At 45.1% G+C, this 24,871-nt stretch carries 22 protein-coding genes and 5 pseudogenes; 12 read left to right on the top strand and 15 right to left on the bottom strand.

The genetic code is table 11. From position 1 onward, the window contains the following. Nucleotides 1–9: 9 nt before the first annotated feature. The 15 genes and pseudogenes from DWX91_RS04695 to DWX91_RS04760 all read right to left on the bottom strand — a co-directional run bounded on the left by DWX91_RS04695 (nt 10) and on the right by DWX91_RS04760 (nt 13,738). Nucleotides 10–450: a hypothetical protein gene (locus DWX91_RS04695; RefSeq protein ID WP_118538395.1), complete on the bottom strand. Its 441-nt coding sequence runs from the start codon at nt 448–450 to the stop codon at nt 10–12. Between the two features lie 59 nt (nt 451–509). Beyond that, complete coding sequence (locus DWX91_RS04700; protein ID WP_412693826.1) at nt 510–1,796, bottom strand: DUF6070 family protein; 1,287 nt, start codon at nt 1,794–1,796, stop codon at nt 510–512. After that, nucleotides 1,780–2,127 (bottom strand): DUF6070 family protein, encoded by a 348-nt coding sequence (locus DWX91_RS17165; protein ID WP_412693828.1) that lies wholly within the window; start codon nt 2,125–2,127, stop codon nt 1,780–1,782. Before DWX91_RS17165 ends, DWX91_RS04700 begins: the two co-directional genes overlap by 17 nt. A gap of 3 nt (nt 2,128–2,130) precedes the next feature. Continuing rightward, nucleotides 2,131–2,268, bottom strand: a complete 138-nt coding sequence (locus tag DWX91_RS17170) for a hypothetical protein (protein WP_243098967.1) — start codon at nt 2,266–2,268, stop codon at nt 2,131–2,133. Continuing rightward, nucleotides 2,216–2,479 (bottom strand): annotated as a pseudogene (locus DWX91_RS04710) (penicillin-binding transpeptidase domain-containing protein); the annotation flags it as partial. The pseudogene DWX91_RS04710 and the gene DWX91_RS17170, both read right to left, overlap by 53 nt. Before the next feature lie 523 nt (nt 2,480–3,002). After that, nucleotides 3,003–3,512: a hypothetical protein gene (locus DWX91_RS04715; protein ID WP_118538397.1), complete on the bottom strand. Its 510-nt coding sequence runs from the start codon at nt 3,510–3,512 to the stop codon at nt 3,003–3,005. Nucleotides 3,513–3,664: 152 nt separating this feature from the next. Further along, the gene (locus DWX91_RS04720) at nt 3,665–5,371 is read right to left on the bottom strand and encodes a recombinase family protein (protein ID WP_118538399.1); all 1,707 of its coding nucleotides are present in this window, start codon (nt 5,369–5,371) and stop codon (nt 3,665–3,667) included. Between the two features lie 134 nt (nt 5,372–5,505). After that, the gene (locus DWX91_RS04725) at nt 5,506–6,078 is read right to left on the bottom strand and encodes a recombinase family protein (RefSeq protein ID WP_118538401.1); all 573 of its coding nucleotides are present in this window, start codon (nt 6,076–6,078) and stop codon (nt 5,506–5,508) included. 181 nt (nt 6,079–6,259) lie between these two features. Beyond that, the gene (locus tag DWX91_RS04735) at nt 6,260–6,766 is read right to left on the bottom strand and encodes a hypothetical protein (RefSeq protein ID WP_118538405.1); all 507 of its coding nucleotides are present in this window, start codon (nt 6,764–6,766) and stop codon (nt 6,260–6,262) included. A gap of 22 nt (nt 6,767–6,788) precedes the next feature. Continuing rightward, nucleotides 6,789–7,976, bottom strand: coding sequence for a relaxase/mobilization nuclease domain-containing protein (locus DWX91_RS04740; protein ID WP_182435053.1), 1,188 nt, complete (start codon nt 7,974–7,976; stop codon nt 6,789–6,791). Between the two features lie 12 nt (nt 7,977–7,988). Further along, on the bottom strand, nt 7,989–8,183 hold the full coding sequence (locus DWX91_RS16395; protein ID WP_147354385.1) for a hypothetical protein: 195 nt from the start codon (nt 8,181–8,183) through the stop codon (nt 7,989–7,991). Between the two features lie 161 nt (nt 8,184–8,344). Then, the gene (locus tag DWX91_RS04745) at nt 8,345–8,932 is read right to left on the bottom strand and encodes a hypothetical protein (RefSeq protein WP_118538409.1); all 588 of its coding nucleotides are present in this window, start codon (nt 8,930–8,932) and stop codon (nt 8,345–8,347) included. 389 nt (nt 8,933–9,321) lie between these two features. Continuing rightward, nucleotides 9,322–9,732 (bottom strand): hypothetical protein, encoded by a 411-nt coding sequence (locus tag DWX91_RS04750; RefSeq protein ID WP_118538411.1) that lies wholly within the window; start codon nt 9,730–9,732, stop codon nt 9,322–9,324. 251 nt (nt 9,733–9,983) lie between these two features. Beyond that, nucleotides 9,984–12,785: a DEAD/DEAH box helicase gene (locus DWX91_RS04755; protein WP_118538413.1), complete on the bottom strand. Its 2,802-nt coding sequence runs from the start codon at nt 12,783–12,785 to the stop codon at nt 9,984–9,986. Further along, entirely contained in the window at nt 12,785–13,738 is a 954-nt protein-coding gene (locus DWX91_RS04760) for a DNA methyltransferase (protein ID WP_412693827.1), read from the bottom strand. Before DWX91_RS04760 ends, DWX91_RS04755 begins: the two co-directional genes overlap by 1 nt. A gap of 213 nt (nt 13,739–13,951) precedes the next feature. Between DWX91_RS04760 and DWX91_RS04770 the strand changes: the two are divergent. The 12 genes and pseudogenes from DWX91_RS04770 (at nt 13,952) to DWX91_RS04815 (ending at nt 24,662) form a co-directional block, all read left to right on the top strand. Beyond that, nucleotides 13,952–15,330, top strand: a pseudogene (locus DWX91_RS04770) (ParB/RepB/Spo0J family partition protein). A gap of 306 nt (nt 15,331–15,636) precedes the next feature. Then, nucleotides 15,637–15,993 (top strand): hypothetical protein, encoded by a 357-nt coding sequence (locus DWX91_RS04775; protein WP_003500157.1) that lies wholly within the window; start codon nt 15,637–15,639, stop codon nt 15,991–15,993. Then, nucleotides 15,980–16,392: pseudogene (locus DWX91_RS17850) on the top strand (DNA cytosine methyltransferase); the annotation flags it as partial. The gene DWX91_RS04775 and the pseudogene DWX91_RS17850, both read left to right, overlap by 14 nt. A gap of 57 nt (nt 16,393–16,449) precedes the next feature. Further along, nucleotides 16,450–17,064, top strand: coding sequence for a hypothetical protein (locus DWX91_RS17855; RefSeq protein ID WP_412693830.1), 615 nt, complete (start codon nt 16,450–16,452; stop codon nt 17,062–17,064). A 4-nt stretch (nt 17,065–17,068) separates the two neighbouring features. Beyond that, nucleotides 17,069–17,782: an antirestriction protein ArdA gene (locus tag DWX91_RS04785; RefSeq protein WP_118538417.1), complete on the top strand. Its 714-nt coding sequence runs from the start codon at nt 17,069–17,071 to the stop codon at nt 17,780–17,782. 14 nt (nt 17,783–17,796) lie between these two features. Then, nucleotides 17,797–18,845, top strand: a pseudogene (locus DWX91_RS04790) (hypothetical protein). 91 nt (nt 18,846–18,936) lie between these two features. Next, entirely contained in the window at nt 18,937–19,407 is a 471-nt protein-coding gene (locus tag DWX91_RS04795; RefSeq protein ID WP_025543433.1) for a PcfB family protein, read from the top strand. Next, nucleotides 19,404–20,353, top strand: a pseudogene (locus DWX91_RS17860) (type IV secretory system conjugative DNA transfer family protein); the annotation flags it as partial. The gene DWX91_RS04795 and the pseudogene DWX91_RS17860, both read left to right, overlap by 4 nt. An 87-nt stretch (nt 20,354–20,440) precedes the next feature. Further along, the gene (locus DWX91_RS17865; protein WP_412693829.1) at nt 20,441–22,318 is read left to right on the top strand and encodes a DUF4368 domain-containing protein; all 1,878 of its coding nucleotides are present in this window, start codon (nt 20,441–20,443) and stop codon (nt 22,316–22,318) included. A gap of 4 nt (nt 22,319–22,322) precedes the next feature. Then, nucleotides 22,323–22,700: a TnpV protein gene (locus DWX91_RS04805; RefSeq protein WP_118538419.1), complete on the top strand. Its 378-nt coding sequence runs from the start codon at nt 22,323–22,325 to the stop codon at nt 22,698–22,700. Between the two features lie 13 nt (nt 22,701–22,713). Then, nucleotides 22,714–22,998, top strand: a complete 285-nt coding sequence (locus tag DWX91_RS04810; RefSeq protein ID WP_021630766.1) for a DUF6809 family protein — start codon at nt 22,714–22,716, stop codon at nt 22,996–22,998. Between the two features lie 131 nt (nt 22,999–23,129). Beyond that, on the top strand, nt 23,130–24,662 hold the full coding sequence (locus DWX91_RS04815; protein ID WP_015573038.1) for a hypothetical protein: 1,533 nt from the start codon (nt 23,130–23,132) through the stop codon (nt 24,660–24,662). Nucleotides 24,663–24,871 lie beyond the last annotated feature (209 nt).

Here is a 24,871-nt window from a genome sequence, read left to right on the forward strand (position 1 = left end):
GCCCCCTTTTTAATGTCCTCGTATATCCAGTTCTTTCAATAGAGAATTTTCGCTTTCCCATGAATATACAATGTAATATCCGGCGTCATTTATTTCTTTCCCAAAATTCAGAGTTTCGTTGTCAATCACATCAATAGACTGTCCTTCCTGAATTTCCACAAGATACTCCCATTCATTGCTTCTGTGATCCGAATAGTAATCATCCAGTTCTTTCAAGGACAACTCGCTCTGAATTAGAATCGCACCAAAATATTGCATCCCGTTTCCGTTACCTGTCAGCTTCCCTGTCCGTGATATTGACTCTATCAGTTCCGTTTTCTCTGGCAGTGGTGTTTCACATAATTCCTTTTCCACTTTATAGGCAATGTTATTATTTATGAATGAAATGGATATTACTCCGCCTATCAATACAACTGCTACCAATATTCCAACTAATTTTAATTTTTTCATGTGTCCTCCTTTCTTTTCTTACACGTGTAAGATTATCATAGAACACCATTATCATCAAATCATTCTTTAATCCGGTATTGGTAATCGGGTATCTGCATAATTCCGTCATTTAGGATTTCATTCCCCAAATACTGAAAACTGCCATCCTCTGCAAATCTTACCGTAAGTTCATGGGTAATGACTGCATCATCGCAAATGACCATGTCGCAAACTGCCTCCACCGTTAACGTAACCGTCCCATCCTCATTTTCTTTGATGTCGACAACCTCTGGCAGAGATGTCCCAAAGAAAGTAGGCGCATAATTAAAGCATCCAAGTCGCACCCAATAATAGGTCTGGTTTTCCTCATCAAATACTGCGTAATCCCGTATCTGCTCTGCTGTTATCGGAAGATATTCCATAATCAGACTTTCGAATTCTTCTTTTGGGATACCATTTGGATAATCTTCGGAATTAAATTTTTCTCCATATTTCATTCCATACAGATATTCAAACATCCCGTTATAATCCAACTCATTCAGATTTTCTATATTCCAGTTTGAACACAAAAGGTTATTTCCCTGATATCCAAGACCTCGAACACAATGTTCAGACATTTCACGCTGTTCCTCTGTCATAGGTTTTATTCTAATCAGGCAGCTTCCATCCACAATTTCACTGACTTCCGGTGGCTCCGGAACACACAACTCATAACAGAACCATCCTTTTTCCGTGTATTTCCATTCCTTGAGTCTCGTATATGAAATGTACGAAATTCCCGGCTCGTTGTCAGCATTCCAGATTCCTCTTGTACTTACAACATACATATCCGTTCCATCAAAAATGAATTTCATTCTGCCCAGTCCACCATCGTTGTGGATTTCATAAATTACTACAGAACCGCTTTGCCCTTCCATACATTCTTTAAGAAAACTATCGACACTTTCATAATTCCCCATGTTAGAATACGTTACCATCGTAGCAATTGGATATCCTGCGTCCTTTACCTTCTTCTGCATTTCAAGAACCGTTTGATCATCCAAAACAACATTGGATGCTATCCCTTTATCTGCAGTTTCATAAATATCAAGATAATGTTCCATCAGCTTTTTACAGTCAGTCTCAGCTTCTTCCCTTTCCTGTTCATCTACTGGAAGGTCGTAGCCCTTTTCCCATTGTTCTGCAGCCTCTTCCTCGGCACTTTTTGTTTCCTCCGTGGAAGATACTTCTTCCGTATCTTCCACAAGAGATTCACCCACAACGCTATCTTCTTTTCCACAGGCACACACGAAACACCCAATCAGAAATACCATGATCAGTAGAATGCTTTTTCTTTTTAATGCCATAATATCATCCTTTCTTTTCATACTTGTAATAGCTTCTGACCACATCCACCCTTCCGTCTTTTGAGTGCAAATCGTATTTTACAAATCCGCCAAAATAACTGACTTCAAGAATCGTTATTTCTGCTTCTTCCTGTGCATCCACCTTTTCGCAAAATTCCAGTACCTGCTCTGCCTCAGTCATGTTAACTTGATTTCTGCTGTCAACAGCCGGATATCCATTTTCTCCAAGGCAATTTACAATACTGCGAATCGTTTCCAAATCAGCTATCTGGTTTTCTTCTGCTGCCTTCTTATAAAGATCTATACAGATGTTTATAATTTCTTCTGCATTCTCCTGAGGTTCTTCTGGAATAGCCTAAATATCAATTACTGTTTCCGAAACTGTATCTTCTTCCGGGGGTGCATCGCTGCACCCCGAAACACTATGCATCAGTAAAAAACTAATTACTACTAAACCACTCTTCCAGAACCAGGCGGTCTTTCTTAACAACATATCCACTTCCTCCTCTTCCTTTTACATCTTCTACCATGCTGATAATCAATATAGGACGTTCTACCGTATCTTCTGCTGTAAAAATTGCAAACCATCCTAATTCCGTACCCGAAGCATCATCCTTCGATGCCTTGATTTCTGCCGTACCTGTTTTTCCTGCTAAAAGAATGTCATCCCGATGGGCTGCATATCCAGTTCCATTAGAATCATTTCTTCATATTGACCTCCATTCATTTTGCTTTGCTGATATGGTCATATTCTATTTTCAATGTACACTATATCTCCAAAATATTACATTTGTAAGATTTTGGAGTGAAAAAATTCCTCTTTTATGAATATATCGTACTATACATTCCTCCTCCCTTTTTTATTACATATGTAAGATTTCACAACAAAAAAATATCGTTCGAACTCCTGCTGCACTTGTGTAAATATTACATCAGTAAGATTTAGAAGTCAAGTTATCTTTATATAAAAAGGCTTCTGCCGGAAGGTATCATACATTTTCGCAAAAGTGATACCTTTTAGCAAAAGCCTATTATTCAGCAGAGTCTGAAAAAACACATTCATTTTCTCCCCTTAATATCCTACAAACCGCAGAAAATCAAGGTTTCTTTGAAAGCAGACGAACGGTTTCAATATTCCCCTGAACTTTGATTTTATACTGCATAGCGAAAGTATGCAATAGGTGTTCAAAGTGGGGTAATGGTTTTATCCCCATAAAAAGTGGTTGACTAAATGTATTTTAAGATTTTTCTATATAAATCCCACAGCCTCGGTTCACAAAACCCACCCAAAGCACTCAACCCACGATGCTCATGAACATCTCTATCTTCAACCTCAAAGAGCCTATGGAAATCATCTCCCTCACCTACATAAACTGATTTGTCATAATTAAGAAAAGTAGACTTTCCACTAAATTGGTCACCTGTGATATCTATAATAATATGTTTGTCTACCATCAGCCACGCATGAGATTGTCCGTTTCCATCCGGTTTACCCCAATATGTTCCACAGACATAATCTGTTTTGATACCTTTATCCAATAAATACTGAGCTAACAAATCACTCGTATCTCCGCAGCAAGCACGTGGAAATCTGCGATATATGCTGTCATTATCAAACTCCCCTGCTTCCAAAGCCAAATCAATCGCTCTTCGAAATTGGGTTGCGAACTGTTTAACTTCCTTCATCATACGCTCCTTTAACAAAATCACTTTTGCCCAAATGTATCCTTTCGCCAAAATGTATACTTCCCGTTCTCCAAAGCCTATCCCCTGGGGTAAACCTCCAGTTATATCATCACTCTACGGAAACAGAAACACACATCTATTTTATTCCCAAAATGGCGAAATCCTTTGATTTATTTGGCTTTTTTCGACAGAAGGCAGACTGTCTAAACGCGTTTCTCATTGGGTAGGGAATTTTCTGTATCTTCATCATCATCGAAAAACATTATATCTACGAGCTTTCCGTCAATGTTCAATGGTATTTTGAACTGTACTGATTTCACCCAACGACCATCCGCCTGCTTCTCCTTGAAAATTTCTACTTTCTCAAGCAATGCATTCATAAGTATCTTCTTGTCTGCATCTGATACATTGTCAATATTTTCGATTGTTGCATCTATCAGTCTCTTATAGACTTCCGTCGAAAGATTCTCTCCCTGAGCATTCTCTATTGCCAACTCGTTCTGATACAGGAGATTTTCGATTGTTGCAAGCTGGTCATTGATTTCGCCAAGATATGCTCTATAAGATTTCATCAAATCGTCATACAAATCATCATCAATATCCAGCTCATTGATTCTGCGCAACTGCTTTGCTTTCTTTGTATTCAGCTTTGCACGCTCATCAGCTAATCGTGTCTTCTCTGCTTCCAATTCTTGCAATGAATCATCTGTACCAACTTTGTTTAATACATTGTCTTTCATGCTGTTTTCACCGCCAAAGACATATTTTATCATCTGTATGACCTCTGCATTGATTTCATCCTGTCGAATATGCTTTTTATAATCACAAGGATGACCAGACACCATCTTTCGATTTTTACAGATATAGTACCACATATCTGTATAGAATTCGTCAGAGCCTTTCTTTTTCTTACGATTTACAACGCCATACATCGGAGCACTGCAGACCGGACATTTGATAATTCCTGACAGAATATGTTCATGCAGTAAGCTGTGTGTCTTCTCACGCTTGAAAGCATTCTTCATTCGCTTAACCTGTACTTTGTACCATGTTTCTTCGTCTATGATAGGTTCATGTTTACCCGGATACAGCTTGTAGCTGTCCTTATCCTGCTTAACTACATGAAACTCATTACGTGTACCAGCCACTTTTTCATTTCTTCTACGTCCATACGCAATTTTTCCAGCATATACGGGATTATCCAGCACTCCTTTCACAAAATGGTCTGAAATCAATGGCACTGTTCCATTCTGACGAACAGTCTTTCTATATCCGTTATCATTGAGCCATTTTGCAACAGCATTGACACCCATACCAGACAGATACTTTTCATAAATCAGCTTTATCAATTTAGCTTCGTCTTCATTTATTACAAGCATCTTTGATTTCTGACCTTCAACTGCCACAAGTTTATAGCCGTATGGTGCAAAACCACCGTTCCATAAACCATCACGAGCTTTCTGCTGTCTTCCAGCCATTGTCTGCTCGCTGATATTACTTCTCTCGATTTCTGCTACAGATGCAAGCACAGAAATAATCAACTTACCAGCTGCACCTGCACTGTCAATACCGTCTTCGACACACAACAGATTCACTCCATAGTCTTCCATGAACTGTAATGAATTAAGTGTGTCAGCAGCATTACGACCAAATCTCGATAGCTTGAAGACAAGCACATAATCAACATCATCCTTGCCAGATTTAATGTCACTCAACATCTTCTTGAACTCAGGTCTTCCGGCAATGTTCTTACCGCTCTTACCTTCATCACTATACTCACCGCAGACTTGCATCTTTCTATGCTTTGCTTCGCTTCGTAATCGCTCTTTCTGAGCTTCAAGGCTATATCCGTCAATCTGTAATTCCGTTGAAACACGTGTGTAGATATAACATCTTTGTTTCTTTGCCATTTCCCTACCCACTTTCTCAAAATCTTTTTCAATATCGTGCTTCTACTATATATCAATGATACATTTCTTTCAACATTTATCTACATGATTGCGGAATATATAAAAATCACTCCCTTTACAGGAGTGACTTCACTTTATTTTGTATCACCGTATTTATCTAAATATTCAGCAATCAATCTATCCAGCGTCGGTCTTGAGATACCAAGCTCTTCGGCAAGCTCCCTTTTCGTATAGACTCTTCTCAAATACTTTTCGTAATACTTACCAAAATCTTCAACCTCAATTGCTCTGCGTCCCTTGTACACACCACGCTGCTTCGCAAGCTCAATACCTTCTCTCTGTCGTTCCAGGATATTCGCACGCTCGAATTCGTTGATTGCAGCAATCATGGTCAGCATCAGCTTCCCTGTAGGTGTAGCTGTATCAAGATTCTCTTTCATGGACACAAGCTCAATCTTCTTCGCTTTGAACTGTTCCGCAAGCTCAAGCAAATCCTTTGTACTGCGTGCCAGACGGCTGAAATCCTCTACATACACTGTATCGCCTTCACGTGCAAACTCCAGCATATTCTGCAACTCAGGTCTGTTCATATCTTTCCCGGACACTTTTTCTGTAAACCATTTCTCTATATCGTATCTTTTCAGAGCTTCAATCTGTCTCGCCTCGTTCTGGTCAGCAGAACTCACACAAACATATGCAATTCTCATAAAATCATCCCTTTTATGTAAAAATAAAGAGTATTTATATTACTCTTTGTAAAATAATTATCGTTTATAACTTTAATTTTACATATGACACCAAAAAAGTCAATATTTCTCACAAATAAATTTAAGGTAAGCCCTATTTTTACACAAAAAAAGGCACCTGAAAAATCAGATGCCAACATTTTTATTTATGCTTATTCTTTATATATTCATCATAATCAAAATCCCAGTATTTTTTCATGAATTCATCTCGTGGTAAATTTTTCAAATCATCATAATACTGGTCTACTTGATTTTGATACTCAACAGCAGCCTTACGCTGTTCATAGTGTACATGTACTGCATACATACTACCACACCAAATACTTACTGATGAAATGATAATCGCCAAATAAACTAACATCATTCCATCATACTTTACATGTTTATCATTCTTCTCCTGATAATATCCCACGATGCTCAAAATCAATGCTACAATGTTAATAACGATGCCACCAATCAACGAAAATACAAATCCCGTAACAACACCACACGCAGCACATGCAAAACCTAACAACCCCATAACATTTAATTTATGTTCATCAGGTTCCTGCTTAACAACAGGCACTGTATTATTCTCAACAAGTTCATCTTTTTGTACTGCTCTTTCCTGTATCCGCTTCTTCAATGCAGCTCTTTCTTCATCAGTCATAGTATTTCACACTTATCCTTTCCTACAAACTTCTATCCTCTTTTTCATTCTGAACGCCTCTGATACGCTCCATGACAGATTCTGTTGACAATCCCTTCACAGATTTCATATCCTTACGAATCTCTACTACACCAGACTTTGCTTTATTGCGTTTTCTGTCTCGTTCTGCTTTCTGCTGTAATCGCATTGCCAGAATATCACTGCTCTTATCTTCAGACTTGTCCAGAACAACATCATCAATATTATCACGTTCATCTACATCATTATATGACCCGCGTGGCGGTATCACATCCCTATCAGGTTTAAAATGTGTCACATGTTCAATATCATCAGGAACAGCAATCTCCACACGTCCGCTTCCCGGTCTCTTCCGAACACTTCCGACATCTTCCGAATGCTTCCGAACACCTCCAGGTCTTTTTACATCCGATTTACTATCATATTCATCTTCGTCTTCTTCATCTGCATCCGGCAGCATCGCTGCACGCTGTCCTGGTGTCACATCTTCATGTACCGGTAAAGTCACATTCGTTTTATCTTCCTGTACCGTCGTATGTTCATCGTCTTCACTGCGATTTCCATGATGCCTGTGTTCCAGTTCCTTCTCAGAAAAATATTCCTGTACATGCTCTGCATCGTACAATGTTCCAAGCTTGTAAGAACGTGATTTCAGATTCTGAGGAATCTTCTTATCACCGAATCCATCTGTATCCATCAGTTCATACGTGTAATATTTTCCACGCTTCCTGCTGTCGTGTACTTCAATGTTCACGCCATGTGCTGGCAGATTCCTAATCCAGTCCTCTTCGCTTTCGCTCTCGTTCATAGCTTCTGTGATACGTGATTTCAAATCATCTTTCCATACATATTCACCAAGTGCACGCTTCGCACGTTCGGTCTGTGTCGTCTTGTCCATCGTCTTTGCGTTGCCAGAGTCCAGCTCGAAATACTGACCTGCAATCTCGTTTGTCCACTGTGCAAGTGTCGGCTGATAATACTGCTGTTTATCACAGCCCCTGCTCGATGTCATGTCCGTATCACTGATAATAATATGATTGTGTACCAGATGAGATTTGCCATCGGTCTGTGTAAACACGACAGCCTGTCGGTCTGGATAATATCTCTGTGCAAACTCCTGACCAATCATGTTCGCAGTCAGAATGTCTGCTGGTTCGTCTGGATTCAGTTCATTGATACTGAATGACTGCACAACACGAATCACCTATGTCTTATAATTCGCTCTCGCTCGGTTCCAATACTTCTGCATCTGGATTTCCGTCGGTACGCCCGGCAGGATGTTCACGTTTGCAATCATATCATTACGATGCTGATTGTCATTGTGCCCCTTGCCTTTTCCGTATGCATACGCAAGAGCACCAGCACCGTTCACAGTCCTTGTTACTCTTGTGTACGCCATAATTCCTTGCCAATCCTTTCCGATGCACTGTCTAACTGTTCCATGTATTTCTCAACACTGAACAATGTGAAATAGCTCCAGTTACACGCCGCCTGTGCTCTGTGCATCTCCTGCAGTCGCATATTGATGTATCTCTGTTCTGATGGATTCGCAGTCTGCAGCTACTTCTCCAGCAGACTGATACGCCTGTCAATGTTATTCCATTTTGCAATCTGGTTCACATTCACTCTCAGCCTGTTCAATGCTGTCTTGATACCCTGCAGCTCGTTTGCAATCAGTGCTGTTGCACGCTTCATGTACTCGCCCTGGTCACCGTCGATGTATCTCACGGTTCCCAGATATTTTTCAAGATGTCCATCAATCGCAAGTCTCACTACCTGAGAGAATGGTACATCAAATTCCTTTGCCATGTCCTTCATCACTTCATCAACTTTCTCATTGATTCGTGCTGAAATCTTTACAAGCCTGATTAGCTCCTCTTCGTCGATGTCATCTTCGCTTTCTTCTGTACTGCCATCCGAGATGATTTCTTTTTCATCATCTCCTGTCGGTTCCTGTACCACTTCGGATTCCATAAAGTCATCGTCTGGTTCAGGCTCCGGTAAATTATCAATTTCATCCTGCTGTACATCAAATGGCATTTCTAATTCACGAGCTGCCTGTTCTCTTTGTCGTGCTTCTTCCTCTTTCTTTTTCTTGAACTCCGCCCAAAAATCAACTGCACCATTCATATCATTTGCATTTGACATTCACAGTCATCTCCTTTCTTCGTTCACATCGGTTTGCAAAGCCGAATCCGGCTTTTCTGCACCAATGTTCACCTACTTGCTCAAATACCTGCTATTTTACTATATAGGGTTTGTCCCCATCACTGTATTTTCGCCCATGTTCACATCCACATAGGGTTTGTCCCCTATGGTCTGTGTCCATGGTTTTCTAACCATAGTTGTTAACTATGGCAAGTATAGGGTTTGTCGGCGGAGCCGAAAAACCCTACCGTTCGCTTACGCTCACTTACTTGCAAGGGAAACTTCGTTTCCCCTTGACCCCTTCATGCTTCGTTCGCATCCTGCTCACTCTTATTTTCAGCCCCAGAACGAACAAAACAGCAGACAGCTTTCACAGCTGTTCACATGCATTACTGCAGCTGTCCTGTTTCGTATGGGTCTTCTTCCTCGAACTGGTTCACTCCGTACATGCCGCCATCTTCATAGTCATCTTCCGCAGCCATCTTTTCCAGTTCTCTATCAAGCTTCGCAGCTTTTCTCTTTTCAGCACGTTCCTTTTTCTTTGCTCTCAGCTCATTGATTTCACCCTGTGATTCACTGATGATGGCATCAATGTTCTTCACAATGTGCTTCGCAATCACACGTGCTTCGTCCTTGCTGTACGCTGACATTTTTTCCTGTACATCTTCGCTGTTCAACAACTCGTTGTTGATGAGTTCAATGACCGGGCGTACTTCTTCACGCTTGAGTTCGGCTTCTTTCGCAGCCATTTCCTTCTTCATTTTTTCAAGTTCTGCACGAACATTTTTTAAATTACTCATATACTGTAACCTCTACTTTCTATCAAAAAATTTGTAATAAAAAACGGTGAACAGAATCAAGAAACAATAAGTTCCATCATCTGTTCACCGCTACGTCTCTCACGTATTTTTATTTCAGAATACGCTTCTGCCAGAAGCTGTGCGTCCGTAAACAATTCGGTTTTCTACACCGTACTGCGTAGATATTTTTTCATATCGGACATTCTCTCGTGAACTTTTTTATTTAATTGTTCAATGTAAATATAACAGATTTATTTATCAGATACAACCGTATAATTTCTGCCCAGTGCACCCATAAATAATTCCTTTGCAGAGCTTCCAGTAAAGTTTTCAATCTCATCCTGCACCTGTTTTGTCATCAAATCAAGATAACGATAAACACCGCCTTTTTCATCTGCAACAGCGAGTACAGAACCAAACATATCAGGATGGTCTTTCAAATACATTACATAGCCTTTCAGCTTTGCAACGCTATCTCCTAACCAATCACCATGAGGGTCTACAATCGAACGAATAATTTTTCCATCGCCAGTCTTCTGAAAGAAAATAAAATCAGGATACATATTTTCCCATACATCATTTAACTTGTAAGGAATTGCAAGAGATGCATTAAGATTTCTTGACTGATTCCTATACCATGCTACATTTAATGTACGTGATAATTCTGTTTGTACCACTTTTTCTTCAAGGTCATTCAGCTTCAAATATGCCCAACCTTCATCGTCACTAATAATATGTTTTGGATATGCCTTATAATCTTTGTTCTGACGTGTAATACTTGCCTGAACATTTAAATTACGTTCAATATACGGTTTTGTATTACCCTCAATTCTATCCCATTTTGCTTTATTTTCTTCTGATACAGCATATCTCTGCGGAGCATAAATACTCAACAATTCATCTGTCTTTTTCTCTGCCCACTCTTCCATTGCCTGAATAATTTCCATACAATATCCAACAGCAGCAATACGACTAATCGCATTTGCATCAGAATCAAATTCTTCATTTTTACGCTTGTTGATACAATATTTAATCAAATCAGATGCACCAGAAAACACACTTACTGTATGTTTATAATATGTTACCAATCTATCTGCATCATTCTCAACCAGTTCTTCCCTATCCTCAAACGCTTCTCCTGTAAGTGGGTCAACCCTTTTTACGCTCACGGTTGTACTTTTAATTTCACTCAACGAACGCTTAAATTCTGCCGGATGTTTATGAATTTCACCTTCGATATTGTTATAAAATTCTTCCTGAATTTTTGAATCCAAATCAGACTCCACATCAATATCAGACATAACTACGTCAATACAGTCCCATAAGTCTAAGAAATGGTTTGTTTTATCATGACGCACCTGTCTGGTGATAATTTCTTCAAAACTTGCTTTAATTGCATCACTGTCAACCTTCGGAATTCTTTCAAGAGCTTCCGTCAATTCTTCCTCAGTTTCAACAATATCATCAATGTTAACCGCAAATTCATCGTCTGTATTAACAGCAAATTCTGTTCCTGACAATGAATCTTCTGTCGATTCTCCATATGTATAACCGCCTGATTCGCCTACTCTATCTGCACTAGCAGCAGTTACATTTTCATGCTTGACATCATCAGGTTGCTTCACTTCATTTTCACTCTGCTTTTGAGCTAATTTCTTTTCAATTTTCTTCTTGGTTTCTCCAAAAAATCCTACATCTGCCGGATTTTTAATAATCTTATTTGCATCAACCGCTACATTGTCTTCTTTCAAGTGTTCAACAACACTCTCAACAGTCACAGCATCATATTCTGGAAGATAACATGCTACTGTGTTCAATTCTTCTACATTTGTAACACGTCTTGCTAATGGTGTACGAACCATACGACCAATCAACTGAGCAATGTATGTTGGGTCAGTTCGTTTTCTTCTGGAATAAATAACCTCTGCACGAGGACAATCCCAACCAGTAGATACTGCATCCTTTGCAAAAAGCACTCTAATTTCTGTGCGTTCAGCAACTTCCTCTGGTTTTACATACGGAATCTTTCCAGCCGGAGTAACAATGTCATCATGTTCACCAAATACATTTGCAAAGCAATCTGAAATATCCAGCCAAGGTAATGTTTTATGAATCTGAGAACAGAGAGAAGTTAATGTATCAACACTCACTTTATCTTCAACTTGTACTACCATCAGTGGAATTACAGTAGGGATTTTATTTTCTTCACAATAATCCTTCCATAATTTTGATGCAGAAGCCAGTTTCACACATGCCTGCGTTAAATCCTGATGCTTTGTATCAGCTGCTTTCTTAGGTGTACGAAGCTCAATCATATCTTTAATAAGACCCGAATCTTTTACGGCAGATACAGGTACATCAACAGATGCCTTCATATCCCTGTTCTTACGACCAGCCATTGCATTATTAAATCGTTCAGGTGTAGCAGAGATTCCTACTACGCAAGGCATTGGCTTATTGATTCCATCCTGTCCATCAATAATAATTCTATAAATAGTTTTATTGGCATTATCACTTGTACCTTTATCATTTCCTGTACCAAGACCTCTGTGAGCTTCATCAATAAACAGGAACAAATGAATGTCATCATCTTCAATAGTCGCATTCAGTACATCATAGAACGAACGTCCACCTTCAGCTTCATTTGTCAGCTTCTTTCCCTTGCCAAGTAACTGCCTATTCAAAAAATAAATATGCCCCGGTGACAGTTTTGCATGATTTTTTGCAAAATCTGCACTGATTGCTTCCATCGACACAGCCCCATTCAATAAATCTGTTGCTGCATCAAATCTTTTCATTGTCTGTTCATTCAAGCTAGGACTATCTGACAACCACAAAATTGCTGCTCTATCATCGCCAGCATATGTATCATTACCATAAAACAAGCCTTCTGCAACAGCAGCTGAGATAACAGTCTTACCTGCACCAGTTGGTGCAGTCAACGATACGGCAGATAAAGAACCATCTGCGTCGTAACTACGACGCATAGATTCTATCTTTTTTAAAAGCTCAGTTACTGCATCTTTCTGAAAATCAATTAAACCATACTTCATTAGTCCAGTCCTCCTTCGCCACAAATTTCAAATGTTCTGAGGAAAGTTTCGTACAATCTATGTACTTCAATTCCCGGAAGACGTTTGCACATATTAGAGTAACGTCTCTGGTCATCAGTTACTACAAACACAGTCTTAATAGTCGGTGTATTCTTTACCTTTTCACAGAATTTAGATGCCTGTCCATAATCAAAAAGCACACCATAATAATCTGTTGTCAAATAACTCTTACCAATCTTACGAATAATCGGACCCTGACAGCCTGCCTGCATCCATAAAATCGGTGCAATAGCATTGAATGCATTATCCAAACGAATAGGCCATGCTGACTCGTATGTCAACTCGCAGAACACGGCATTCGCTTTGAATCCATCAGCTTTAGGCAATGAATAACCTAAATCAATATCCTTTGACGGCTTACCGTAGTCACCTTCTAACGGTTTGCCATTTACATCATGACCTTCAATACTGCACACAGTTCGAGGCCATGTAACATAATTGGCAATTCCATATTTTTCCCAATCAGGGTCAGAAGGACGAAGACCATCTGCAACAAATTTCTTTTCCTCTGCTTCTGAAACCTCATTATTTGTAACACAAATACAACGACGATGACCGCCATCTTCTGCATTGAGCAAATTCACTGCATGAAGAGTTGTTCCTGAACCAGCAAAGAAATCTACAATCAAAGCATTTTTCTTTTCTTGAACAAAATATTTTAAAGAATCATTAACAGAATACAATGACTTAGGAAAAGAAAATCGTTCATCGCCAATAGTATCTTTTAGCAAACTTGTCCCATATGCTCCTGCATCATATGTCTTATCTTCCCATACAGTAGTGACTCTATTAATCTTTCCAGATGTCTCGACAACTATCTTACTTCCATCATCACGCACTCCTCTAATAGCCCATCTTCCGTCTTCTACTTTTTTTCTGTAAGTTGTGCTCAAATATTTAAAAATATACTTTTGCTGAGCATTGCAACGGTGTACAAAGGGAACATAATAAAAAACTTAATAATGGACTGCCAATCTTACACAAAGTACCGCCCAAACGAGACTACGGGCGGTATTTTTGTATCATGGCGGAGAAAGGAGGAACTTCCCACGGGGGCTTGACTGAAAAGTTGAGCCCCTTTTTTCATGCCAAAAAACAGGAGGTAAATGCTTATGGCAGATGATAAAACCACAAAAACGCCGGAACAGCCGGTAACGGATACCGGACCGGGCAAAGAAACACCGCCTACTCCCCCAAAAGAGCCGGAGAAGGTTTCCGTTTCCCCGGAGCCGGAAAAAAAGACGGAACCGGAGGTAAAGAACCCGCAGGTTTCCGTCTATAACTTCGCTGAAATTATGAAGGAAAAGAAAGCCGAGGAACGGGCGGTAGCTCCCGGCGGGGAAAAGCCTGACCCGGCAAAAGCGGAGAAACCGGAAAAGCAGTCGGAGGCTCCGAAGAAAGCGGAGGAAAAACCCAAAGAGCCGGAACAGCCGAAGCGCCGGGGCCGTCCCCCGAAAGCAGATAAGGACAAGGCCGCAGCCCCGAAGCCCAAAGCTCCTGCACAGAAACCGGAAAAGGCGGTCAAAAAGGAACCGGAGAAAAAAACGGCTCCAACGGTACAAGCCGCTCCCGCTCCGAAGGAATCCGAAAAGCCGCAGGATGCACCACGCCGGGGCAAGGAGCAGATCGTCTATATCAAGCTGAATGAACTCCACGCCTTCAAGAACCATCCCTTTGAGGTTCGGGACGATGAAGAAATGCGGGCTATGGTGTCCAGCGTCAAGGACAAGGGCGTGACCCAGCCCGCTATCGTCCGTCCCCGTGAGGATGGCGGCTATGAGATCGTGTCCGGCCACCGCCGCCAGAAGGCCAGCGAGCTTGCCGGATATGCGGATATGCCCTGTATTGTTCGCAATCTGACGGACGATGAAGCCATCACGCAGATGGTCGAGGACAATCTCAACCAGCGTGAAGAAATCCTCCCCAGTGAGCGGGCCAAAGCCTTGAAAATGCAGCTTGAGGCCATCAAGCACCAGGCTCCCGCACTTCGGGCCAGATTGACCCGAAGGACGCAGGAAAACGCTCCAACGAAATTGTAGCCGAGCGCAATAAGATGGCGGTCAAGCAGGTGCAGCGGTATATCCGGCTCAATGAGCTGGTTCCCGACCTGATGAAGCTGATGGATGAAAAAAAGCTGGGCTTTACTACGGCGGTGGAGCTTTCCTATATCGGCAAGAAGAACCAGAACTATATCGCCGTCGCCATTGACAGCCAGCAGTCCTCGCCTTCACAGGCGCAGGCAAAGCGTATGCGTGAGCTGGACGAAAAGAAGCTGCTCAACGGGGATGTGATTGACGGCATTATGATGGAGGACAAAAAGGAGGTAGACAAAGTGATTTTGACAGGTGCGGAACTGAGCAAGTATTTCGGCAAGGAAACTACGCCGAGGGAAATGAAGGACCAGATCATCAAGCTGCTGGACGACTGGAAGGGTCAGCAGAAGGAACATGAAAAGCCGGAGAAGAAAACCGAACAGGAAAAGTAAGCCCAAACTTCGGGTCAGCATGGCCCGAGGATTGCGCTCTGCCCCGCGCCCCGAAGCTCTGGAGATATAAATGATTCCCCGTCGCCAGTTATTCCGTAGCATAGCCGGGAAAATCAGTCAAGGGCAGCGCCGCCGCAGGCGGTGCCAGAGGCACCCTTGACGGATTTCTCCCGGTTATGCTTTTTCCCGGTCAAGCGACGGGGATATAAATTCTCCAGAGCCGTTCCCCTTCCCGGGGGAAGGGGCGGAGGGGTTGGGCGAACTCTTGCTTTTCCCTAAACCAAAACAGAAATGGAGGCTCAACCAATGAAACGACCTTTAGCATACCTGACCGCCGCATGGAGCGGCGAGCCGGATGTTGATATGGAGCTGGCGGCCCACTACTGCCGTCTTGCTTATGAGGCGGGCTTTTCCCCAATCTGCCCGCTCTTGTATCTGCCGCTGTTTTTGAATGACAGCGTTCCCGAGGAACACAAGGCCGGGATTGATATGCGCCGGGATATGCTGCGGCGCTCCCACACCCTGATCGTCTGCGGCAGCGCTGTGGACGAGGATGTAAAAAATGATATTGCGGTTGCCGGACGGCTGGGCATTGCGGCGACAACGCTGGAAGGGGTGCTTGCCGTGAAGGGACACGGCACCCCGGGCCATGCCGGACATTAAGCTGGGGAGCCTTTTTGACGGGATTGGCGTGTTCCCTCTGGCTGCTTCACGGTGCGGTATCCGTCCGGTATGGGCCAGCGAGATTGAAAAAGCGCCCATCTCCATAACCAAAAGGCACTTTCCCGATATGGCGCATTTGGGAGATATTACGAAGGTGGACGGCGGGAAAATCCCGCCGGTCCATGTGATAACCTCGGCTCTCCCTGTCAGAACCTTTCTCTGATCGGCAACCGCTCCGGTCTTGCCGGGGCAAAATCAAGCCTGTTCTATCAGGCGTTTCGTATCATACAGGAAATGAGGGATGCTACTGATAACCTATATCCAGCTATCGCTGTTTGGGAAAACGTCATGGGAGCGTTTTCTACAAATGACCGGATGGACTTTAGAGCCGTCCTATCCGCCTTCTCGGACACCGAAGTTCCAATGCCTCCTTCGGGAAGATGGGGAAACGCCGGAATGGTGCGAGGGGGAACACCTGATGTGTGCTGGCGGCTCATGGACGCCCAGTATTGGGCAGGCTCCCGAAGGCTGGCACGAAGGCAGCGGATTTTCGTCGTGGCGGATTTTGGAGGCAGACGTGCCGCAGACATACTATTTAAGCCCCGTCCAATGCTCCCACTTCCTCCGCCTTGCGGAGAGGGCGGGCGGACCGCCGCCGAAGGAGATCGAACAGCTTCTTTTGAAACAGGGCGGCAGATACCAGTCACCCACCCCTTTCAGTGCTTCCGTATGCGGGGAGCGGCAAAAAGGCAGGAAGAAACGGCCTTCCGAAACAGCTTCGGATTACCAACTGACCCTTTTCCCACTCTTTTAGCCAGTGATGTAACGCCCTTTGCCTTCTGGTATGAGGGCGACCCGAAGGGCGGCTGTATCCGTTTTCTGACGGAAACGGAAAGCGAACGGCTGATGGGGCTGCCGGAGGGCTGGACAAAGTACGGGGCGGACGGCATGGAGATCCGGCCTCTGCAACGCTACAAGGCGCTGGGAAATGCGATTGCCCTCCCTTGCGCCGATTACATTATGGCCGGGATTTATGAGGTGCTGGCTGACCGGGCCGGAAAGGAGGAATGAGCCCATGTTTGAAGCCTATATAACCAATACAGCCCTGTACCCCTTAATGGGGATCGAGGTAGGGACAACGGTACATTTCCCCATGACGACACAGGAGTTGCAGGCCGCCCTTGCCAAAATCGGGATAGACGGGAAACGGTACAGCGAAGTGTTCTTTACCAGCTTTGACAGCGATGTGCTGGGGCTCTACGATCATCTCTACGAATGTGAGAACATCTACGAGCTGAACGAGCTGGGCCACGCCCTGCTGGAAGTACGGGATAAGGGCGGACTGGAAACCTTTGAAGCCGCTCTTGTCTTGGGAAACCACACAAGGAGCGTGAAGGATTTGATAAACCTGACGCAGAACCTTGACCTTTACCGCTTTTACCCGGATATTTCCGATGATGAAGGGCTGGGCCGTCTTTACGCCGACGAGCTTGGGACTATCGACATACCGGAGCACATTCAGAACTACTTCGATTATGAGGCATACGGGCGGGATGTGCGTATCAACGAGGGCGGCGTATTCGCTCCCGGTGGGTATGTGTCGGCAGTCCCGGAGGGCTTCAAGGAGTATTACCACGGGCCGCAGGACATTCCGCCGGAACACCGGATATTTGCCTATCCTGAAAAGGCCGAGCCTGTCCACTCCATTCTCGCTACACTCAAACGGTTTCAAGAAGCCCCACCCGCTCCGAAAAAGGACAAGGCGGGGCCTTCTCATGAAGAACGGTAAGACTTCGGGCCAGCATGGCCCGAAGCATAAAGGAGGTGCATACCATCAACTATTACCCTATCAATGAAGGAGCCGCCCGCCGGGCAAAAGAAATGAACAGCTTTTCCGACTACAAGGAAGGGAGCGCAACGGCGGAATACCGGGCAATGGTGGACAAGGCCGCCGCCATAGCGGAAAAGCAGAAATCCCGGGTGGACCCCATGTACCATGAGAAGATCGACCATCTGTTAGACACCTACGCCCGCAAGCTGGCCGAAAACATGAACCAAGGCTTTGCCATTGACGCGAGGGTTCCCTCTGTGCTGATCGCCGGGCCTTCCAATTTCCCGGTGGGAAAGAAGGAAAAACAGAACCGGGCGCGGGACAGCAACATGGAGGAATGGCGACATATTCAAGGGCTGCTGGATAAGATACGCAGCACCGGCATGGGCGGGATCAGCGCCGATGACCCGGCAGCGATTGAAAAGCTCCAGAAGAAGCTGGACGGGCTGGAACGCTCCCAGCTCATTATGAAGGAGGTCAACGCCTATTACCGCAAGCATGGCAAGCTGGACGGCTGTGCGCTGCTGTCGCCGGACCAGATTGAAAAGCTGAAAGCAAGCATGGCGTCAAGTTGGCGAAGCGACCCGAGGCCCTTTGAAAGTTACCAGCTAACCAACAACAATGCGGAGATCCGCCGGGTAAAGGCCCGTATCGAACAGCTTTCCAAACAGGCACAGCAGGAATTTTCCGGCTGGGAGTTCGATGGGGGTCGTGTGGAAATGAACCGGGAGGACAACCGCTTGCAGGTGTTCTTTGACGGAAAGCCTGACGCGGACACCCGGGCCGAGCTGAAAAGCAGCGGCTTTCGTTGGGCTCCCAGCGTGGGCGCATGGCAGAGGCAGCTCACGGACAACGCCATCCGGTCGGCTGACCGTCTGGAATGTATCAAGCCGCTGTCCGGCGAAAAGCCTCCCAACTTCAAAAGAAGCCCTCTATCTTGCAGACCATGCGGGAACAGGACGAAAAAGTCCAGACGGAGCCGGAAAAGAAAGCTCCGTCCGGCAGAGATGCCGAGCGGTAAGCCTCGGGCCACATTGGCCCGAGGTTTTCTGTTCCCCGAGATTGTACGGGGACCTCCCGGATAGCGAGAACCCCGACGGAAAGGAGGTTTTATGCAGGAAGAAGTAAACCAAAAAACGGTTGCCCTTTCGATCAGGACAACGAAGCTCACAGGAAAAGTGCTGGCTGCCGCTCTTGGCAAGGTGGTTCGGGCGCTGCAAAAGCACCACCAGAAGGCGCTGACCCCGCAGGGACGCCAGAGCGTGAAAAAGCTGATGAACCACTATGGCGGCAAAAGTGCCATGCCCTATGTGGGAGCTCCAAAGGATTTTGACCGGATCGCGAAGGAGTTCCATGTGGACTACGCTTTCCATAAAGTGAGCCCCGGTCATTACCTGCTGTTTTTCAAAGCCAATCAGGCGGACGCTATCACGGCGGCCTTCCAGAAGTACAGCGCAAAGGTGCTGAACAAAGAGCAGGACAAGGCTTCCATCCTCGGTCAGCTTCGGAAATTCACGGAGCAAATCAGGACGCAGGCAAAGGAAAAGCAGCGGACCAGAGAGGCGGTGAAGGACGGACGTTGAGTGACAAGATCAGAAAATATGTGCTCCCAAACCTGCCGTACCTCTTTGTGTTCTGGTTTTTCTCCAAAATCGGGACGGCCTACCGGATCGCCCCCGGCACAGACTTCGGGACAAAGCTCATGGGGATGCTTGATACCTTCCCCAAAGCCTTTGAAACCTACTGGCCGGGGCTGGGAGGTATTGACCTGCTGGTGGGCCTTGCCGGTGCGGCTGGGATGTATCTGCTGATACAGTCAAAGATCAGGCAGGCGAAAAAATTCCGGCGGGATGCGGAGTACGGCACCGCCCGCTTTGGAACAAAGGAAGATATAAAGCCATTTGTTGACCCTAAATTTCAGAACAATGTCATTCTGACCGGGACGGAGTTCCTTACCATGAACACCCGTCCGAAGATACCCGCCAATGCCCGGAACCTAAACGCCTGTGTCATCGGATCGTCCGGCTCGGGAAAGACAAGGTTCTGGTTGACCCCGCAGCTCCTTCAAGCCCATTCCTCGTATGTGGTGGTAGACCCGAAGGGCGGCACCCTCGACCAGTGCGGGCGGTTTCTGCAACGGGAGAAATACAGGGTGCGGGTGTTCAACAGTATCGACTTTTCAAAATCCATGCACTACAATCCGCTGGCCTATATCAAGACAGAAAGCGATGTTTTGAAATTTGTTACCGCCCTGATTGCCAACACCAAAGGCGACGGCAAGGAGGGCGACGAGTTCTGGACAAAAGCAGAAACCCTCTTGTACTGCGCCCTTGTGTCCTACATCGTCTTTGAGGGGCCGGAGGAAGAACGCAACATGAATACGCTGGTGGAAATGATAAACAGCATGGAAGTCCGGGAGGATGACGAACCTTCAAAAACGCGGTGGACTATATGTTTGACGGGCTGGAACGCCGCAGCCCCCAGCACTTCGCCGTGAGGCAGTATAAGAAATACAAGCTCGCCAGCGGTGTTGTATGCTCTAAAAGACTTCTTAATCAAGCGGTTGGGAAGTCTCTTAGAACACACAACCTAAAACCGAAGAAAGGAGCGCAAGTTATGAGAAAAAATGAGAAAATCACAGCTCTGTACGAACGACTGAGCCGTGATGACTTTGGCAAAGATGATGACCAACAGCGTGAGAGCAATTCCATATCCAATCAAAAGGCAATGTTGGAGGAGTTCGCCGCACGGCAGGGCTTTACAAACATTGTCCATTTCACGGACGATGGCATTAGTGGTACTTGCTTTGACCGTCCCGGATTTTTAGCAATGATGAAAGAAGTGGAAGCCGGGAATGTGGAGTATTTGTGCATCAAGGACATGAGCCGCATGGGTCGTGACTATCTGAAAGTCGGTCAGATTATGGAAATCCTGCGTCAGCGTGGCGTTCGCCTTATCGCCATCAATGACGGCGTGGACAGTGCCAGAGGGGACGATGATTTTACCCCTTTCCGCAACATTATGAACGAATACTACGCCAGAGATACCAGCCGTAAAATCCGTTCCACTTTCCAGTCCAAAGGCAAGTCCGGCAAGCACCTCACAGGCACAGTCATTTACGGCTATCTCTGGAACGAAGCCAGAGACCAATGGTTGGTTGACCCCGAAGCCGCCGAAGTGGTCAAGCGCATCTTTGCCATGACGATTGACGGCTACGGTCCGTATCAGATCGCCAGCAGGCTGAAAGAAGAAAAAGTCCTCATTCCGTCCGCTTACCTTGCCCGGCACGGCGAGGGCGTGAACAAAAATAAGACCTTCAAAGATGTGTACGGCTGGGGTTCTTCCACCATCTGCAACATTCTTGAAAAGCGTGAATATCTGGGACACACCATCAACTTCAAGACCCGAAAGCACTTCAAGGACAAGAAAAGCCATTATGTCCCGGAGGACGAATGGACAATTTTCGAGAATACCCATGAGCCTATCATTGACCAGCAGACCTTTGACCTTGTGCAGAAAATCCGTGGGAATGTCAGACGCTACCCAGACGGCTGGGGCGAAGCGGCTCCCCTCACGGGCTTGCTCTATTGCGCCGATTGCGGTGGCAAGATGTATGTCCACCGCACCAACAACGGCAAGCGTATTTCTCAATATACCTGTTCCCAATACAGCAAAGTCCCAGTTGGAAAGCTCTGCACGACACAGCACCGTATCAATGAAGATGTGGTACTGTCCCTTGTCTCTGAAATGCTGAAAGCCATTGCCGAGTATGCGAAGCATGACCGAGCCGAGTTTGTCCGTGTGGTGCAGGAAGCGCAGTCCAGCCAGCAGACGGCAGAGGTCAAGAAACAGCGGACACGCCTTGCCACCGCAAAGCAGAGAGTTTCCGAGCTGGAAGTCCTGCTCTGCAAAATCTATGAGGACAACATTTTAGGAAAGCTGTCCGACAGCAGATACGCCACTCTGGACGCTCAATACGAAAAGGAACAGTCCGAGCTTACCGTTGAAATCTCCGATCTGGAAAAGGCTATCAAGAGCTACGAGAAGCACGAAAAGGACGCTGACCGTTTTATCGCTCTGATTGACAAGTATGAGAACTTCGACAAGCTGACCATTGCCATGCTCAATGAGTTTATTGAGAAAATCCTTGTGCATGAGCGTGACCGCAAGGGCAGTATTCAGACCACACAGGAGGTCGAGATTTACTTCAATTTCGTGGGTCGTTTCGTTCCCCCTGCGTTTGGCGAAGTGGAGCTTACCCCGGAGGAATTAGAGGAAATCCGCAAGCGTGAGGAACGCAAGGACAGGCTCCACCAGAACTACTTGAAGCGGAAAGCCAATGGTAAACAGAAAGAGTATGAGGAGCGCACGAAAGCCAAGAAAAAAGCGGAGATTGAAGCCAGAAAACAGGCAATCCGCACCGAGGATATTGCCAGAGGGGTATTTATCCCGGTGAGCAGTTTGCCGCAGCTGGGACCGAGAAAGGGAGCGTGATTTTATGAAAGAGTTGAAACCGAGAATCCATGAGAACGGTATGGACTATGTGTTGGTGGGCGACTACTATGTGCCGGACTTGAAGCTGCCGGAGGAACGCCGACCTATTGGGCATTGGGGACGCTTGCACCAGTCCTATCTGAAATTGCACCGTCCCATGCTTTACAACGAGCTAATTTTGTCCGGCAGCCTCCACACCGTCGTTGCCGATCTGAACGAGCAGGCGGCAGACAGGCTGGACTTGATTATCCGGCAGATGATGAAAGCCGAGGGCGTGACCGAAGCCATGAAAGCGGAAAATCAGATGTTATGGGTGCAGTCAATGAAATCCATCCGCTGCCGGGCAGAGGAAATCATCAAGACGGAACTAATCTACTGTTGAGAGAGGTAAAGCTATGATTTTGGAAGCCATGTATAATGGGGAGTTTTATCCCTGCGAGACAGTTGTACCTACATCACCGGAATACCGAAAGGCAGTCATAGCCTGTGAAAAGCTCATGGAGCAGTTGTCCCAGCGGCTCAGCAAAGAGGACTATGAGCTGGTGCAGGAACTCCGGGCGCAGACAGCAATCGCCCAATGTGAAGAAAGTGAAAGTCACTTCAAGTATGGCTTTTCCGCTGGGCTGATGTTCAGCAGGAAGCCCATGAACAAGTGCAGCAGAAGAAAGAAAAATGGATGAAGAAAGCCGCCTGAGCAGAAAGAAACTGTTCGGGCGGTTTCAGCATTCGCCAGTAGATTTATTCACACTCTTGTGATAAAATTTACTACAATCAAGAGCGTGATAGCACTAATTTTATGGGGGGATGCTTAATGAATAGAATTTTGAAAAAATTTTTACAGCGGGGTGTCGATTTAAGTCCTGTGGGAGTTGAACTCCGTGAGGATAATACAAATTATTTTTGTACCCCAAAAGGGGCATCGGTTTTTGGATGGGCAGGGATAGATGGTATCCACTTCTGTTTCATTCGTGGATTTGGAGAGATGGTTTTCTCTGTCAGCCCCATGAATACTTCTCCTGATTATGTTCATCCAGTAGCTGAAAATTTTACCGACTTTCTGCGGCTTATACTGGCTTGTGGTGATGTGGCGGCAGTGGAACAAGCGTGGATGTGGAACGAAGCACAGTTTGAAGCCTTTCTCAATGAAAACCCTACAACCCAGGAACAACAGCAAACTTTATCGGAAATTTCAGAGAAGATGAATTTGTTGCCTATGGAACAACCGTGGACATATATCAAAAACCTGCAATCTTCCTTTGATTACAGTCAGATTAAATACACAGAAGATTATTACGATAATGATATGACTTCAGAAGCAGAATTGGTTGCCCCTGAATGGAAGGTCTACTTTGATGGAGATTTCTGGGGACATCGAGGTAAAGACCGTGCCGGAAAAGAGATCAAGCTGGATAAACAATTCGATTGGGCTGGATATCATTGGGTAATTCCGGCAGCTTATTCATGTAGCAAAGGACTTGTCGTTGATTTTTGTATGCGAGTTGATTCAGAAAGCATCCGTGACTTCATGAAAAAATGGAATCTGGACTGGGAAAATGACTCATGTGAAAATTTTACCCGTGAGCAACAGATGCAGATGGAATGGGAAAACCCACTTTGTTTTAACTTCAAACCTTGCTTGAAGTTAAACGAGAAAATATTACAGACAACCCATGGCTGCGCTGTGAGCTTTAATCCTTGTCTGCCAGATGGCGTTATCAATGAGTTGGAAGCAAAATGGGCAATCGACCATTATGGGCTGGATAGTACTTATGGCTGGGTCATATGCAGAGACGTATTTCCTTGGGGAACCAAGCATCACCCTGAAATCAATAAACTTTTTCTTACAATGGAGCAGCAACCAGGACAAGTTCCAGGCTCACATTTCAAAGTTCACGCACCCGGAGATTCATTTATGTTTTCCCATCCTGTTAGCGGAATAACCCATACACTGACCGTGCAGGAAATAGAACAGCAGACAGTTCCTCAAAATAGTTTTGGTTCTGATCGCTGGATTTATCCGACACATTATATTGCCATGAGTTATACACTTACCCCTGAACCGATGGAGAACATTTCGGTTTTTGATTGTGATGAAGGCGATAGACCGATAGAAGTTACACCAGACGATCATTCGTTCCGTCCAGTTGGCAGTAGTTCCTGTTTTGTTGTTGGTGTTATTGGTGGTGCAGATGGTCCGACAGCAGTTATATATGGAACAAATTCACAAGAAAAACTTCATGCTGCTTGTTCTGCTCTGCACTTTGAACCGGTTGGTGATGATGTCGAGTGGCGTATCGTGTTCAATGTTACGCAGTTTGACAAAGAAACATTCCCAATTATCTAAAAATACCCTTAGAACTCTAAGGGCGCACTTCTATACTCTCCTATCGGGAGTATCGTGCGTCCTGCGGAGCTTCATTCTCCGTCAGCAGAAAAAACTTCCAGACCGAGAATGTTTCGTCACTTTGTTCCGTCAAGGGAGCTACACTCCCTTGCGACGCTTGTGCGTCTATCCCTTGTGGACTTGCCGTCCGCAAACAGCATACAATGCTG

The sequence above is a fragment of the Clostridium sp. AF22-10 genome (assembly GCF_003478725.1).
In the GTDB taxonomy this organism is placed as follows: domain Bacteria; phylum Bacillota; class Clostridia; order Lachnospirales; family Lachnospiraceae; genus Otoolea; species Otoolea fessa.